This is a genomic window from Luteimonas sp. AC640a (assembly GCF_979256585.1).
Window position 1 is genome coordinate 121759 of record NZ_CEEDOV010000007.1, and the last position, 15093, is coordinate 136851.

General features: G+C 67.0%; 13 protein-coding genes and 3 tRNA genes. 14 read left to right on the plus strand and 2 right to left on the minus strand.

Annotation, left to right across the window (positions count from 1 at the left end):
• Positions 1-231: 231 nt before the first annotated feature.
• Together ACZ9YD_RS04650 and ACZ9YD_RS04655 are read right to left on the minus strand one after the other, a co-directional pair.
• Positions 232-891: a hypothetical protein gene (locus ACZ9YD_RS04650; RefSeq protein ID WP_465073977.1), complete on the minus strand. Its 660-nt coding sequence runs from the start codon at positions 889-891 to the stop codon at positions 232-234.
• Positions 892-1338: 447 nt separating this feature from the next.
• Positions 1339-1683 (minus strand): hypothetical protein, encoded by a 345-nt coding sequence (locus ACZ9YD_RS04655; protein WP_465073978.1) that lies wholly within the window; start codon positions 1681-1683, stop codon positions 1339-1341.
• A 175-nt stretch (positions 1684-1858) separates the two neighbouring features.
• Here ACZ9YD_RS04655 and ACZ9YD_RS04660 point away from each other — a divergent pair, with 175 nt between their 5' ends.
• The 14 genes from ACZ9YD_RS04660 to ACZ9YD_RS04725 all read left to right on the plus strand — a co-directional run bounded on the left by ACZ9YD_RS04660 (position 1859) and on the right by ACZ9YD_RS04725 (position 15093).
• Positions 1859-2866 (plus strand): integron integrase, encoded by a 1008-nt coding sequence (locus ACZ9YD_RS04660; RefSeq protein WP_465073979.1) that lies wholly within the window; start codon positions 1859-1861, stop codon positions 2864-2866.
• Between the two features lie 5 nt (positions 2867-2871).
• Positions 2872-5253: a DNA internalization-related competence protein ComEC/Rec2 gene (locus tag ACZ9YD_RS04665; protein WP_465073980.1), complete on the plus strand. Its 2382-nt coding sequence runs from the start codon at positions 2872-2874 to the stop codon at positions 5251-5253.
• A gap of 26 nt (positions 5254-5279) precedes the next feature.
• A complete protein-coding gene (locus tag ACZ9YD_RS04670) occupies positions 5280-5921 on the plus strand; it encodes a MotA/TolQ/ExbB proton channel family protein (RefSeq protein ID WP_465074678.1) in 642 nt (213 codons plus the stop codon).
• Positions 5922-5924: 3 nt separating this feature from the next.
• Complete coding sequence (locus ACZ9YD_RS04675; RefSeq protein ID WP_465073981.1) at positions 5925-6374, plus strand: ExbD/TolR family protein; 450 nt, start codon at positions 5925-5927, stop codon at positions 6372-6374.
• A 1-nt stretch (position 6375) separates the two neighbouring features.
• Positions 6376-8178: a lipid A export permease/ATP-binding protein MsbA gene (gene msbA / locus ACZ9YD_RS04680; protein WP_465073982.1), complete on the plus strand. Its 1803-nt coding sequence runs from the start codon at positions 6376-6378 to the stop codon at positions 8176-8178.
• Positions 8175-9146, plus strand: coding sequence for a tetraacyldisaccharide 4'-kinase (gene lpxK / locus ACZ9YD_RS04685; protein ID WP_465073983.1), 972 nt, complete (start codon positions 8175-8177; stop codon positions 9144-9146). Before msbA ends, lpxK begins: the two co-directional genes overlap by 4 nt.
• Before the next feature lie 340 nt (positions 9147-9486).
• Positions 9487-10257, plus strand: coding sequence for a 3-deoxy-manno-octulosonate cytidylyltransferase (gene kdsB, locus ACZ9YD_RS04690; protein ID WP_465073984.1), 771 nt, complete (start codon positions 9487-9489; stop codon positions 10255-10257).
• Positions 10254-10736 (plus strand): low molecular weight protein-tyrosine-phosphatase, encoded by a 483-nt coding sequence (locus tag ACZ9YD_RS04695; protein WP_465073985.1) that lies wholly within the window; start codon positions 10254-10256, stop codon positions 10734-10736. The genes kdsB and ACZ9YD_RS04695 overlap by 4 nt, the downstream gene beginning before the upstream one ends.
• 7 nt (positions 10737-10743) lie before the next feature.
• Positions 10744-12171, plus strand: coding sequence for a thioredoxin-like domain-containing protein (locus ACZ9YD_RS04700; protein WP_465073986.1), 1428 nt, complete (start codon positions 10744-10746; stop codon positions 12169-12171).
• A 32-nt stretch (positions 12172-12203) separates the two neighbouring features.
• The gene (gene uvrC / locus ACZ9YD_RS04705) at positions 12204-14093 is read left to right on the plus strand and encodes an excinuclease ABC subunit UvrC (RefSeq protein ID WP_465074679.1); all 1890 of its coding nucleotides are present in this window, start codon (positions 12204-12206) and stop codon (positions 14091-14093) included.
• 18 nt (positions 14094-14111) lie between these two features.
• Complete coding sequence (gene pgsA, locus ACZ9YD_RS04710; RefSeq protein WP_232136035.1) at positions 14112-14711, plus strand: CDP-diacylglycerol--glycerol-3-phosphate 3-phosphatidyltransferase; 600 nt, start codon at positions 14112-14114, stop codon at positions 14709-14711.
• A 36-nt stretch (positions 14712-14747) separates the two neighbouring features.
• Positions 14748-14823 (plus strand) — tRNA-Gly (locus ACZ9YD_RS04715).
• 77 nt (positions 14824-14900) lie between these two features.
• Positions 14901-14974: transfer RNA gene (locus tag ACZ9YD_RS04720), tRNA-Cys, on the plus strand.
• 46 nt (positions 14975-15020) lie between these two features.
• Positions 15021-15093: transfer RNA gene (locus tag ACZ9YD_RS04725), tRNA-Gly, on the plus strand.

The following is a 15093-nucleotide window of genomic DNA, read 5'->3' on the forward strand; positions in this document are numbered from 1 at the left end:
CATCTCGTGCGCCGACGGAGCCAGCGACACCGATTGGATCCCAGATGTAGTGCAGCACCTCACTGACTATGCGATGCAAGGCCTTTTGATTGGAGCTTAGGTGATTTTCCATAGCCGCCTAACGCCTAAGTTAAGCCGACCCGCGCAGTGGAGTGGACCAGGTGGCAAGCTTTACCTGCCGCCTGGGCCACGTAACGAAGCGGGTTCGGCTTGAACGCATTGTTAGGCGGCTTACCGTGCCGCATCGTGCTTGTCAATCGCAGCGGCCAAAGTTTCAATCTTTTCAGAAGAGGGGTCTGAGTCAGACATCTCTGCGAGCAACTGGGTGACCAGTGCAGCTGGGCCTTCTTCACGCGGGTGAGATGTAAAGGCGCAAGAGTCCTCAGCCCATCCGATGTAATAGGCAACGCCATCAAGGCCATACTCGCGGGCGGTCATTGCATACCTGACAGATCTGCTCAAAGTAGCTTGAACGTTATACAACGCAGGCGGTTGCAACTGGACCTCGGATATTTTCCGAAGCTCCCCGGAGAACCAGTCAGATGCCGGCGGAGCAAAGAGGTTCTCGGATCCGACCTGATAGGCGCTGTACCCACTATCGGTCTGTACGATGATCTCTAAGGGGCTGAAGGTTGGCGCTACAACTGCGATCAGACCGTCGTGTGCCACGGCTTCCCGACGTAGCTTGGCTTGGGCCAGGATAAGAACTTCCCTGGCGTGTGGATCACACGGCGAGAGACCACGCTCAGCAACGAATCGCCTCTCTGCTCGCGCTTCCAAGATTTCTGCGTCTACGCCTCTTCTACCTTGCGCTCGGAACACTACTAAAGCGACCAGCACGGCCACAACGATGAGCGTCGAAGACAGGATCAAGATATTCGTAGCACGCATGAGTCTCCCTGCCGCCTAACACCTGAATTAAGCCGCGCCGCGAAGCGGCGTCGGCTTGAATGAATTGTTAGGCCTCAGGGACACGCTTTGGGCACAGTTCCCCATGCCTTGAGCGAAATCCGCGTGCGCCATTGCTGCTTTTGCTGCGGCACGTGCTGCCGCCTCGGCAGCTCCATCCGGCCAGCCTCCAGCCTTACCGCTCTCGACAGCGGCTGTCAGCTTAAGGTCCGACGCCGCGGCATTGCTCTCCAAGGTTGCGAGATGCGCCTCACTGCATCTGGCCCGGTCAGCGTGGAACGCCGCCTCCTCTCTTGAGCTAGCGCAACCTCCAAGGAGAAAAACTGTCAGGGCGATGGTGAAGTTTCGCATTGGGGCCTAACGCTTGAATTAAGCCGCGTCGCGAAGCGGCGTCGGCTTGAATGAATTGTTAGGGCGCACCTGCATAGGTCAGCCCTGATCAATGTCTATGACATGGCGAGGCTGGAACCAAAGAGGCATGCCCGCTTGGATGGCGTCTGTACAGTATGGGTCGTTGTCCAGTGCTCCAAAGTACCACTCACCGTGCCGCTCTTTGACTTGGACCCACATGCGCTCCCCGTGATCTACGAGGTCACCGGAGTCATTGGGCGCACGGATATAGAAACGGATCTTGACGATAGACCCAGGCTCAAGCGACTGGCGGTCACGGAGCGGTGGAATCCAGAACTTTTCTGGATTTTCGGCACGAGCTATCTCACCGTCGTCGATCATCCAGCCGTCAGCTTCCAATGTTGTCAGTTGCGGAGTGGTCACAAGTGCGCCCTAACTAGTATTCGACCCCGGAAACGGGGTGTTGCGCCGAGTATGCGTTGGAACTCCGGTGGTCGCCAAGAGGGGATTTCCGACGCGGAATCAACGCCTTGTCGCAAGCGTTGGTATGCGGACTCGATTTAGCCTGCATGCGTTATCCGGCGCATGGAGGCGCGCGGTGTTATCCGACGGAAGCGGGGTGGAAACAGAGTCAGCCGCGGCGCCGCGCCTGCTGGATCAGGTGCGCGCGCGGTGCCGGGTGCGGCATCTCAGTATCCGCACCGAGCAGGCTTATGTGGGCTGGATTCGGCGTTTCATTCTGGCCAATGGCAAACGGCATCCGCGCGAGATGGGCGGCGCGGACGTTGCGGCGTTCCTCACGGTGCTGGCGACGCGGCATCGGGTGGCGGCAGGCACACAGAACCAGGCATTGGCGGCGTTGCTGTTTCTGTATCGCGAGGTGCTTGGGATCGAACTGCCGTGGATGGACGCGGTGATCCGTGCCAAACGGCCGCGGCGGTTGCCCGTCGTGCTGAGTGCCGAGGAGGTCCAGCGTCTGCTGCTGGCAATGGAAGGGCGGACGGCGCTGCTCGCCGGTTTGTTGTACGGCACTGGCATGCGGCTGATGGAGGCCATGCGACTGCGGATCAAGGATGTCGATTTCGCGCAGCGACAGATCGTCGTGCGACAGGGCAAGGGCGGCAAGGATCGTCATGTGCCGCTGCCCGAACGTCTGGTTGCGGGTCTGCGTGACGAGGTCGCGCGTGCGCTGCATCTGCATGCCGCTGATCTTGCAATGGGTCATGGTGACGTGTGGCTGCCCGACGCACTTGCACGCAAATATCCAAACGCCGCACGTGAGCCCGGTTGGCAGTATGTGTTTCCCGCGCGGCGGCGGTCCCGTGATCCGCGGGACGGGACGTGCCGGCGTCATCATCTCGACGAGTCGGTCCTCCAGCGCGCTGTGCATAGCGCAACGAGGCGCGCCGGGCTTCTCAAGCCAGCGAGCTGCCATACGCTGCGACATTCGTTCGCGACGCATCTGCTCGAGGCGGGTCAGGACATCCGGACGATCCAGGCACTGCTGGGCCACAAGGATCTGTCGACTACACAGATCTACACCCATGTACTCAATCGCGGCGGTCTGGGCGTGCGCAGTCCGCTGGACCGGTTGCCGGTCACGTGAGCGCGATGCGGGTGCCTGGCCTCGGCCTGGGTGTTGCGGTCGCGCTGGTGCTTGGCGCGATCACCTGTCTGCAACTGCCCGGCTTGCCACCCTGGTGGGCAATGGCGTGTGCGCTCGCGATGGGGTGCGTGGCCTGGGCGCTGTGGCGCGGGTACGGCCGGCTGGCGGCGGCGTGCCTCGTGGGTGCCGCGTTGTGTGGTGTGCACACGGCCTATGCCCTGTCGGTTCAGTTGCCCGCCTCCATGGAGCGGGGCGACTTCGCGGTGCGCGGTCAGATCACCGGCCTGCCGGTGCACGAGCCGCAGCGCACGGCGTTTCTGTTTCGCGTCGCTGGCGACGACTCCGTCCCGCGACCCTTGCGCGGCCGCCTGCTGCGTCTGTCCTGGTATGACGATCGGCGGGAGGGGCCGGATCTTCGGCGGTTCGATCTGGACGCTGGCAGCGCATGGACATTCACTGCGCGCCTGCGGGCGCCGCGCGGGCTGCGCAATCCGGGCTGGTTCGATGGCGAGAAGCGGGCGATGGCCCAGCGTGTCACCGCTGTGGGCTATGTGCGCAGCGCCGAACCGGTCACGCGTCTCGATGCGGGGCGTGGTGTGGATCGGTGGCGCGAACGGGTCGCGATGCGCATCGACGCCGTGGTCGCGCGCGACAGTGCGCGCTATGTGCGGGCGCTGGCGATCGGTGATACGCGCGCGCTTGGCGATCTGGATTGGGAAGCCCTGCGCGCGACCGGGCTGACGCATCTGATCGCGATCTCCGGTTTCCACGTCGGCATGGTCGGCGGCTTCTTCGCGCTGGTCGCGACAGGCGTGTGGTGGTGCCTGCCATGGCTGGGCCGCTGGCTGCCACGTCCGCAGGCGGCGGCGATCGTCGCGCTGCTGGCGAGTACGGTCTACGCGGCGGTCGCCGGCTGGGAACTGCCCACCGTGCGCACGGTGCTGATGATCGGCGTGGTGGTGATCGCGCGATTGGCGCGGCGGCATTTGCGCATCGCCGATTCGCTCGCCTATGCGGCAATCGCCGTGGTGCTGGTCGATCCGATGTCGGTGCTCTCGGCGGGCTTCTGGCTGAGCTTTGCCGGCGTCGCGTGGCTGGTCTGGTGCCTGCCCGACGCCCGCGAACTGTCGAAGCTGCGTGGGCTGCTGGTCTCGCAATGGGTGGCCACCATCGGTCTGCTGCCGTTGACGGTGATCCTGTTCGGGCAGGCCTCGCTGGCCGGCCCGATTGCCAATCTCGTTGCGATTCCGTGGTGGAGCCTGGTGGTGGTGCCGCTGGCGCTGGTCGGTACCGGGCTGGAGGCGATCCACACCGGCGCCGGCGACTGGGCCTGGCGTAGCGCGGCGTGGGCCTTCGATCTGAGCTGGCCGCTGTTCGACTGGCTGGCCGCGAGTCCGGTCTCGCTGTGGTGGTTGCCCGAGCCGCACTGGCTGGCCCTGCCGCTCGCATTGCTCGCCGCATTCTGGATGCTGCTGCCGCGCGGCGTGCCGGGAAAGTGGCTGGTGATGCTGCTGTGGTTGCCGCTGCTGTGGCCCGACCGGCACCTGCCGCGACACGGTGAGGCCGAACTGGTGGTGTTGGACGTGGGGCAGGGGCTGTCGGTGCTGATCCGCACCGCACGCCACACGCTGCTCTACGACACAGGTCCGGCGGTGCCGGAGGCCTTTGATGCCGGCGAACGCGTGGTGGTGCCTGCGCTGCAGGCGCTGGGCGTGCGCACGCTGGACGCAATTGTCGTCAGTCATGGCGATGCCGACCATGCGGGCGGCTTCGGTGCCGTGCAGCGACGCTTCGCCGCGCCCGTGGTGTTCGCGCCGCAGTGGGACCGCGTGCCGGGCGCGTCCCCGTGTCTGATGGGCAGCGCCTGGCAGCTGGACGGCGTGACGTTCCGTTTTCTGCATCCGGACCTGCATTTCCCGGCGTTCCGGAATCCTTCGAGTTGCGTGCTTCGCGTCGAGACTGCGCATGGCGCGGCACTGCTGCCGGGCGATATCGATGATCTGGTCGAGCGGCTGCTGGTCCGGCGCGATGCGGCCTCGCTCGAGGCCGATGTCGTGATCGCCGCGCATCACGGCAGCCGCAGTTCCTCGGATCCCGCGTTCGTGCGTGTCGCTGGCGCCGCGGTCGCGATGATGTCGGCCGGTCACGGCAACCGCTTCGGACATCCGCACGAAGAAGTGGTCGGGCGCTGGGCGAATGCGGGCGCTGCGGTGGGCAGCACGGCCGGCGGCGGCGCGACGCGGTTCCGGCTGCAGGCCGGCGGACTGGCCGTCACGCAGGAACGCGTGCGTCGGCCCCGGCTGTGGGATGCCGCGCGTCAGACCGAGCGGCGCGACGCGCGCGCCGGGGCGGCCGGGCAGGCTGGGCTATCCTATTCCCCGGATTGAACCGGCCATCGGCCGAAGGGGTTGGCGTGCTCGAACTGGTGAAGGCTGGCGGCTGGCCGATGCTGCCGTTGTTGCTGCTGTCGGCACTCGCGCTGGCGATCATCGTCGAGCGGTTCTGGGCGCTGCGCCGCAAGGCGGTGCTGCCGCCGGGTCTGGGCGAGGAAGTCCGCGCCTGGGCTGCGCGTGGCACGCTCGATCCCGCGCATATCGAATCCCTGCGTGGCACCGCGCCGCTGGGCGCGCTGCTGGCCGCTGCGCTGGACGTTCGCAGCCGGCCGCGCGAGGAGATCCGCGAGCGGGTCGAGGATGTCGGCCGCCATGTCGCCTTCCGCATGGAGCGTTACCTCAATGCGCTGGGCACGATCGCCGCCGCAGGCCCGCTGCTGGGCCTGTTCGGTACCGTGGTCGGCATGATCCAGATGTTCATGGGCGTGATGGATCACGGCGTGGGTGATGTGAACCAACTGGCTGGCGGCATCGGCAAGGCGCTGGTGTGCGCGGCAGCGGGCATGATCGTCGCGATCCCCGCGCTGATGTTCCACCGCCATTTTCGTGCACGTATCGATGGCTATATCGTGCAGATGGAACACGAGGCGATCGCGCTGATGGATGTCATCGATCCGCGCAACCGGCGTCCCGTGCAGGTGCAGGCACCGGTGCAGGGCTGACGCATGCGCATCCGCGACCGCCGCGCCGATGACAATCCGGAGCTCAACCTCGTGCCGCTCATCGACGTGATCCTGGTGCTGATCATCTTCTTCGTGATCACGACCACCTTCGATGCGCGCTCGGTGCTCAAGCTCGAGCTGCCGCAGGCCAACGGCGAGCGCAACGATGCGCAGGACGGCACGCTGAGCCTGCTGATCAACGCCGACGGCCGTTACTTCGTCGACGACCGCGAGGCGCTGCGCACCGATGTCGAATCGCTCAAGCGCACGATTGCGGAAGTCGCCGGCGATGATCGCGAACGCACCGTGCTGCTGCGCGCCGATGCACGCACCCCGTGGCAGGCGGTCGTGACCGCCTACGACGCGCTGGGCCAGCTCGGTTTCAAGCGCATCGCGAATGCGACCGCGCCGCAGACGACGGCAGCGCCCACTGCGGCCACGCAAGAGGAATGACATGAGTACCGTTGTGGACCAGGCGCAGCACGACGCGCCGACGCCCGGCCCCGCGCGCGCCGATCGCGCTTGGCCGGTCTACCGCCGACTGCTGCAGTTCGCCACCGACTATCGTGGCCTGTTGTCGGTCGCGCTGGTCGGCATGCTGATCGAGGCGGCCGCCGGCGGCGCCTTCACCAAGATGATGGAGCCGATCATCGACGAGACCTTCGTCGGCGAGAACTCCGGCGTGAACCTGTGGTTGCCGGCGGCGATCATCGGTCTGTTCGTGATGCGCGGCATCGCCGGTTATCTGGCCGACTACAATATGGCCAAGGCCGGCCGCGGCATCGCCCGCGACCTGCGCGTGCGGGTACTTGGCAAGTATCTGCGACTGCCCGGCATGCGCTTCGATGCCGAGCCGGTGCCGTCGATGCTGGTGCGTCTGGGCTCGGATTCCGACCAGGTCTCGCAGGCCGCAGTCGACGCGGCCAAGGTGATGATCCAGCAGTCGCTGCAGATCATCGCCTCGCTGATCGTGATGCTGTGGACCAGCTGGCAGGTGACGCTGACGATCCTGGTCATTGCGCCGCCGCTGTCGTGGATCATGGGCAAGGTCGCGCGTCGTTACCGACGCGTCAGCCACAACATCCAGGACAGCTCGGCGCTGCTGCTGCAGGCGGCCGACCAGTCGCTGAGCAACCAGCAGGAAGTGAAGATCTACGGCGCGCAGGCGGCCGAGAACGCGCGCTACCGCGCGGTCGCCGACGTGCACATGCGCCTGAACCTCAAGGTCGAGGCCACGCGTGCGATCTCGTCGGCGGTCGTGCAGCTGATGGGCTCGGTGGGTCTGGCGCTGCTGATCGTCATCGCCGGTTACGAAGCCTCGCAGGGACGTCTGACCGCCGGTGGCTTCGTCGCGTTGATGATCGCGATGATGGCGATCATTCCCGCGCTCAAGCAGCTGACCAACGTGCAGAACATGCTGCAGCGGGGCGTGGCCTCGGCAGAGCGGCTGTTCGAGATTCTCGATTCGGACGACGAGCGCGACACCGGTTCGCTGCCGCTGGCACGTGCCCGCGGTGAGATCGAGTTCCGCAACGTCGGTGCGCGCTATCCAAGCCAGAATGCGCCGGCGCTGGAGGATGTCAGTTTCGTCGCGAAGCCCGGCACGGTGACCGCGATCGTCGGTCGCTCCGGCAGCGGGAAGTCGACGTTGATCAAGCTGATCCCGCGGTTCTATTCGCAGGCGCAAGGCGAAATCCTGCTCGACGGCCATCCGATCGACGACTACAAACTGTCCGACGTGCGCCGGCAGATCGCGCTGGTCGGCCAGCAGGTGATGCTGTTCGACGACACCGTGGCCGCGAACATCGCTTACGGCGAGATGGCCGGCGTGTCGCCCGAAGCGCTGGATGCGGCGATCCGCGGCGCGAACGCGATGGAGTTCATCGAGAAGCTGCCGAAGCAACTGGAAAGCGGCATCGGCAGTCGCGGCGGTCGCCTGTCGGGCGGCCAGCGCCAGCGCCTGGCGATTGCCCGCGCGATGCTCAAGGACGCGCCGATCCTGATCCTTGATGAAGCCACCGCCGCGCTCGATACCGAGTCCGAACGTCTGGTGCAGGACGCGCTCGAACATCTGATGCCCGACCGCACCACGCTGGTCATCGCGCATCGCCTGTCGACGATCGAACACGCCGACCAGGTGCTGGTGCTCGACCATGGCCGGCTCGTCGAACACGGCACGCACCAGCAGCTGCTCGAACGTGACGGTCTGTACGCGCGCCTGCATCGCATGCAGTTCCGCGAGGGCGACGCTGGATGAAAGCACCGCGGTACTGGTTCGATGGCAGCCGTCCGCCGCTGCATGCGCGCGCGCTCGCCCGTGTCTACGGCGCGGCGTCGCGGTTGCGGCTGAAGTTCGTGCGTCCGCGCAAGGTCTCGAAACCCGTGCTGGTGATCGGCAATCTGATCGCAGGCGGCAGCGGCAAGACGCCGCTGACGATCGCGGTCGTCGCGCGTCTGCAGGCCGCGGGCTGGACCCCTGGCGTGGCGAGCCGCGGCTATGGCCGCGACGACGCCGGCACGCCGCGCTGGGTCGAGCCGGTGACCGATCCGAAACTCGCTGGCGACGAGCCCGTGCTGATCGCCGCGCGCACCGGCGCGAAGGTGCGCGTCGACGCCGATCGCGTCGCGGCCGCCAAGGCCTTGATCGCGGCGGGCTGCGACATCGTGGTCTGCGACGATGGTCTGCAGCATTATCGGCTGCGTCGCGATGTCGAAATCGAAGTGATCGACGGCGTACGTCGCTACGGCAACGGTCTGCTGATTCCGGCCGGTCCGATGCGTGAACTGGCGACGCGCAGCGCCGACGTCGATTTCCGTGTGCTCAACACCGGCAGCGCGACCGATGCCGACGCCGAATTCGGCGAGTGGCCGATGCGGCTGATGACCGGGCAGGCGTTGCCGCTGGTCGGCGGGCGCGCGTTGTCGCTGTCGCGTTTCGCCGGACAGCGCGTGCATGCGGTCGCGGGTATCGGCGATCCCGAACGCTTCTTCGCGACGTTGCGCAGCCACGGCATCGCGATCGTCCCGCACGCCTTCGCCGACCATCACCGCTACACCGCAGAAGACCTGCGTTTCGGCAGCGATCTGCCGGTGCTGATGACCGAAAAGGACGCGGTGAAGTGCATGCGCTTCGCCGGCGAACGGCATTACAGCGTGCCGGTGTCGGGGCAACTGCCCGAAGCGTTCTGGATTGCGCTGCTGGACCGGTTGGCGCAGCTGCGCTGAGCAAACGCTGGCCGACGAGACTCGCCTTCAGGCCACGCTGACGATTAGGGACAGACCTGATCAGTGTTGCCTGAGCCCCTATTCCCGCGGGAGAGGGGCTGGGGTGAAGGCCTACGCATCGCGATGCGCCCGCTTCCAGGCGGCTTTCGATGCGATGGCTTTCGCTGCGCTCCACGCATCGTGCGGCGCGTGCCGATGATGTGGTGGGCGCGCGCGTGCGCGAGATGCCGGCATTCCGGTCACGCGCAATCGCGTGCGAGCGCGCTAGCACCGGGGTGTCGGCTGTCGTTTGAGAACCCCTTGCGATGCCCGCCCACACCCGATCTGTGACAATCCCCGCATGAGCACATCCACCGGTTTCGTCGTCGCCATTCCGGCGCGTTATGCGTCCACCCGTCTGCCGGGCAAGCCGCTGCAACTGCTCGGCGGTGAACCCTTGGTGCTGCACGTGGCGCGTCGCGCGCTGGCGGCGGGTGCCGACGAAGTCTGGGTCGCGACCGACGATGCACGCGTGCGCGAAGCACTCGCCGGCACGCCGGTGCAGGTGGCGATGACGTCACCCGATCATCCCTCCGGCACGGACCGACTGGCCGAATGCGCTGCACTTGCCGGCTGGGACGATGCGACGGTCGTCGTGAATCTGCAGGGTGACGAACCCTTCGCGCCGGTCTCGGGCATCCGCGAGGTGGCTGCGCTCGCCGCACAGCCGGGTGTGGATCTCGCAACGCTGTGCGCGCCGGTCGAGGATGTCGAGACATTGCTCGACCCCAATGCGGTGAAGGTCGTGCGCGGCGCACGCGGCGATGCGCTGTACTTCAGCCGCGCGCCGGTGCCGTGGCCGCGCGATGCGTTCGCGCGCAGCCGCGACGTGATGCCCGACGGCGACTGGTGGCGGCACATCGGCATCTACGGCTATCGCGTCGGCTTCCTGAAGCAGTTCGCGGCCATGCCGCCGGGTCGTCTGGAGCAGATCGAAATGCTCGAACAGCTGCGCGTGCTGGAAGCCGGTCATCGCGTCGCGGTCGGCATCGCGCCCGAGCCGTTCCCGCCCGGCGTCGATACGCCGGAAGACCTCGCCCGCGCGGCAGCCCGTCTGGCCGACGTCGGATGACCCGCCTGCTGATCGTGTGCCTCGGCAACATCTGCCGCTCGCCGGTGGCCGAAGGCGCCTTGCGTGCGCGGATCAGCGCGGCAGGCCTGCGCGATGTCCTCGAAGTCGATTCCTGCGGCACCGGCGACTGGCATGTCGGCGATCCGCCGGACCCGCGCGCGATCCGCAACGCCGCCGGCCATGGGGTCGATATCTCCGGCCTGCGCGCTCGAAGGCTCGACGCAGCCGATTACCGCGATTTCGACGTGCTGCTGTGCGCGGACGCCAGCACCCTGCGCATCGTGCGTGAGCGCCGGCCGTCCGACGCCACGGGCGAAATCGCCCTGTTGCTCGACTGGGCCGGGCAGGGCGGCGGTGACGTGCCGGATCCGTATACCGGCGACGCGGCGGGGTTCGAAACAGTCTGGCAGCTGGTCGATGCGGCAGCCGAGACGGTCGTCGCGCGGCATCGACGCGGTACCCCGGCCGTTCGCGCATAATCCGGGCATGACCGACGCCGCGATCGCTCCCGAGTTCCCGGCCAGCCTGGAGTGGCTGAACCTGACCGACCCGCTGCGCATGTCGCAGTTGCGGGGCAAGGTGTGTGCGCTCGCGTTCGTGAATCTCGCATCGGCCTGGTCGCAGCAGCGGCTGGCCGATCTGGGCCATCTGCGTGCGCGGCATCGCGAACGCCTCAACGTCGTCGCGGTGCACGTGCCGCGTTTCGACGCCGAGCGCGAATCGCGCCGCGCGTCCAAACGCACGCATCGCCAGCACGTTGAATTCCCGGTCGCCCACGATCCGGACTGGACGCTGTGGCAGCACTACGGCATCGAAGCCTGGCCGACGGTCGTGCTGATCGACGGCGAGGGCCGGGTGCGCGAGCGTATCGTCGGCGAAGGCGGCATCCGTGAGCTCGATGCGCGCGTCAGTGCGCTGGCCGCCGAACTCACGCCGCACGCGATCAACGGCGATCCGATCCGGATGCGCCGCAGCGGCGAGCCGCCGTTGCCGTTGCGTTTTCCGGTCGGTCTGGCGCTGTCGGGCAACTTCCTCTACGTCGCCGACAGCGGCCACCACCGCGTGCTCGAATGCGATACCAGCGGTCGCATCCTGCGGCAGTTCGGCAGCGGCAGCCCCGGCTTCATCGACGGGCCGATGGAACTGGCTGCGTTCACGCGTCCGCACGGCATCTACGTCGAGCGCGACGTGCTCTACGTCGCCGACACCGGCAATCACGCGGTCCGAAGCATCGAACTGCGCAGCGGCGACATCGCGACGATCTGCGGCGCGGGCCGCCCCGGGGTCACGGCCGAGGGCACGCTGGTCGATCCACGCGGGGTCGCCCTCGACCAGCCGCGCGACATTGTGCTGGCCGGCGACAAGCTCTACATCGCGTGCGCGGGCGACAACCGCATCTGGCGGCTCGACCTCGGCCGTTCGTCGATTGAACTGCTGGCCGGCAGCGGTAAGCTCATGGTGATGGACGGCAGCGGATCGATGGCGTCGTTCGCCGAGCCCGTGTCGCTGGCCTGCGTGCAGCAGACGCTCTATGTCTGCGATGCCAGTGGCTCGGCGATCCGCAGCGTACACACGCGCACCGGCGCGGTGTCGACGCTGGTCGGTCAGGATCCCTGGCAGTTCGGCCGCGTCGATGGTCCGCGTACCGACGCCCGCATGCAGCATCCGCAGGCGCTCGCGCTCGAACCCGATGCGCCGGTGCTGTGGATCGCCGACGCCGGCAACGACAGCCTGCGTCGTCTGCGGCTCGGCGGCGGCGAACTCACCTCCTTCGAACTGCCGCAACGCCTGCACGCGCCCGGCGGTCTGGCGATCGGCAGCGATGCGGTGTGGATCGCTGATACCGATGCGCACGCCGTGCTGCGGCTCGACCCCGTCAGCGGCGCCGTGCGGCACGTTCCGATAGGCGAATGACCGGGCCGCGCAAGACAAGCGGCGGTGGCGTGATGTTCGACGGCAAGGCGTTCGTCGCTGGGCTCAGCACCGCACCGGGCGTCTACCGCATGTATGCGGCGGACGACACCGTCCTGTACGTCGGCAAGGCGGCGGATCTGCGCAAGCGTGTGGCGAGCTACTTCAACGCCACGCCCAAGGTCACGCGGACGATGGCCATGATCGCGCAGATCGCGCGCATGGACACCACGGTCACGCGCAGCGAGGCCGAGGCGCTGCTGCTCGAAAACCAGCTGATCAAATCGCTCAAACCGCGCTACAACGTCTCGCTGCGCGACGACAAGAGTTATCCCTATGTGCTGGTGACCAGCGACGACTGGCCGCGCATCGCCGTGCACCGCGGGCCGCGCAACGTGCCCGGTCGTTACTTCGGTCCGTATCCAGGCGTGACCGCGGTGCGCGAGACGCTGAATCTGATGCAGAAGCTTTTCAAGCTGCGCAACTGCGAGGACAGCGTGTTCCGCAACCGCTCGCGGCCCTGCCTGCAGTACCAGATCGGCCGCTGCACCGCGCCCTGTGTCGGCATGATCTCGTCGCAGGACTACGGCGATGCCGTGCGCCGCGCCTCGCTGTTCCTCGACGGCCGCAGCGACGAACTCACGCAGGAAGTCACGCGTGACATGGAAGCGGCCGCCGAGAAGCTCGACTTCGAGGACGCCGCGCGTCTGCGCGATCTGCTCGGCAACATGCGCAGCATGCAGGCGCGCCAGTACGTCGACGGCAAGGTCGCCGAACTGGACGTGCTCGCCTGCGCGATGCAGGGCAGCCAGGCCTGTGTGCTGTTGCTGGCGTTCCGCGACGGCCGCAATCTGGGCACGCGCGCGTTCCATCCGCGCACCAACGGCAGCGACGATCCGGCCGAAGTGCTGGCCGCGTTCGTGTCCCAGCATTATGCCGAGCAGACGCCGCCGCGCGAGATCGTGCTCGACCGCGCGATCGAGGACGTGGCGCTGCTCGAACAGGCCTTCAGCGAATCCACCGGCCGCCGCGTGCAGATCAAGACCAGCGTGCGCGGCGATCGTGCTCGCTACGTGGATCTCGCGCGTCGCAATGCCGAGATCTCGCTGGCCACCGAAATGAGCAGCCAGGCTGCACAGAATGCGCGCGCCGAATCGCTGCGCGAGATGCTCGGTCTCGCCGCGCTCGCGCAGCGCATCGAGTGTTTCGACATCAGCCACACGATGGGCGAGGCGACGGTCGCCTCTTGCGTGGTGTTCGACGCCGCCGGGCCGGTGCGTGGCCAGTACCGGCGCTACAACATCGCCGGTATCGAACCGGGCGACGACTACGCGGCGATGCACCAGGCGCTGACCCGGCGCTTCCGAAAAGCCGCCGACGCGCGCGCTGCCGAGATCGCCGCGGTGGAAGCGGGCACCGACGTGCCCGCGGCCGCAGAAGGCGCCGGCATCCTGCCCGACGTGCTGCTGATCGACGGCGGCACCGGCCAGGTCGCGCAGGCGCGTGCGGTGCTCGGCACGCTGGGCATCACCGGCATCTGTCTGGTCGGCGTGGCCAAGGGCGAAGCGCGCAAGCCCGGCGACGAGACCCTGCTGCTGCCGGACGGCCGCGCACTGAAGCCCGGCGCGGCGTCGCCGGGCCTGCAATTGGTCCAGCAGGTGCGCGACGAAGCGCATCGTTTTGCGATCACCGGTCATCGTGGACGCCGCCAGAAGGCGCGCACCACCAGCCGGCTCGAGGACATTCCCGGCATCGGCCCGCGCCGCCGCGCCAGCCTGCTGAAGCATTTCGGTGGCCTGGGCGGGCTGAAGGCCGCCGGCGCCGAACAGATCGCCCAGGTCGAAGGCGTCAACGCGGCGCTGGCGCAGCGCATCTATGCGACCCTACACGGACTCGACCCCGGCCCCGGGGCCGGACACGACTGAATCCCCCACAGGCGTCCGATGAAATTCACGATTCCCACCTGGATCACGCTGATGCGGATCATGCTGATCCCGGTGCTGGTGCTGGTGTTCTATTTGCCGTTCCAGTGGACCAACTTCGCCACCGCGATCGTGTTCGCGTTCGCGTCGATCACCGACTGGCTCGACGGCTGGATCGCGCGCAAATACCACCAGTACTCCGCATTCGGCGCGTTCCTCGATCCGGTGGCCGACAAGCTGATGGTCGCCGTCGCGCTGTTCCTGATCGTGCAGGGTCATCCGACGCCGTGGATGGCGTTCTGGGCGGCAGTGATCGTGGGCCGCGAGATCGCAGTGTCCGCGCTGCGCGAGTGGATGGCCGAACTCGGTCAGCGTGCGACCGTGCGCGTCGCGGCGATCGGCAAGATCAAGACGATCGCGCAGATGGTCGCGCTGCTGTGCCTGCTGTACTCGGTGACGCCCGACCAGCCGCCGCGTCCGCTGCCGTGGCTGGGCCGCGAGATCTTCATCATCGGCGACTGGCTGCTGGCGATCGCGGCGATCCTCACGCTGTGGTCGGGCCTGCTGTATCTGCGTGCTGCATGGCCGATCATGCGCGCTGCGGAAAAGAACAAGTATTGACACCCCGGCGGCGATGGGTAGAATTTCGCCTCCCAAGCGGGAATAGCTCAGTTGGTAGAGCGCAACCTTGCCAAGGTTGAGGTCGAGGGTTCGAGCCCCTTTTCCCGCTCCAGTTTCGAAGACGAAGCCCCGGGTTGTACGCGGGGTTTCGTTTTGTCGACAGGACCTAAAGTCCTGCACGGCGTCACCGGCCTGGTGGCAGAGTGGTTATGCAGCGGATTGCAAATCCGTGTACGCCGGTTCGATTCCGACCCAGGCCTCCAGCCGGCGCACCATACAGGGCGCAGGCGGGTTACAATTCGGTTCCAAGCGGGAATAGCTCAGTTGGTAGAGCGCAACCTTGCCAAGGTTGAGGTCGAGGGTTCGAGCCCCTTTTCCCGCT

Coding starts and splice junctions, on each gene's coding strand:
- ACZ9YD_RS04650 (WP_465073977.1), bottom strand. CDS start 891: ATGCGTGCTACGAATATCTTGATCCTGTCTTCGACGCTCATCGTTGTG.
- ACZ9YD_RS04665 (WP_465073980.1), top strand. CDS start 2,872: ATGCGGGTGCCTGGCCTCGGCCTGGGTGTTGCGGTCGCGCTGGTGCTT.
- ACZ9YD_RS04675 (WP_465073981.1), top strand. CDS start 5,925: ATGCGCATCCGCGACCGCCGCGCCGATGACAATCCGGAGCTCAACCTC.
- msbA (WP_465073982.1), top strand. CDS start 6,376: ATGAGTACCGTTGTGGACCAGGCGCAGCACGACGCGCCGACGCCCGGC.
- lpxK (WP_465073983.1), top strand. CDS start 8,175: ATGAAAGCACCGCGGTACTGGTTCGATGGCAGCCGTCCGCCGCTGCAT.
- kdsB (WP_465073984.1), top strand. CDS start 9,487: ATGAGCACATCCACCGGTTTCGTCGTCGCCATTCCGGCGCGTTATGCG.
- ACZ9YD_RS04695 (WP_465073985.1), top strand. CDS start 10,254: ATGACCCGCCTGCTGATCGTGTGCCTCGGCAACATCTGCCGCTCGCCG.
- ACZ9YD_RS04700 (WP_465073986.1), top strand. CDS start 10,744: ATGACCGACGCCGCGATCGCTCCCGAGTTCCCGGCCAGCCTGGAGTGG.
- uvrC (WP_465074679.1), top strand. CDS start 12,204: ATGTTCGACGGCAAGGCGTTCGTCGCTGGGCTCAGCACCGCACCGGGC.
- pgsA (WP_232136035.1), top strand. CDS start 14,112: ATGAAATTCACGATTCCCACCTGGATCACGCTGATGCGGATCATGCTG.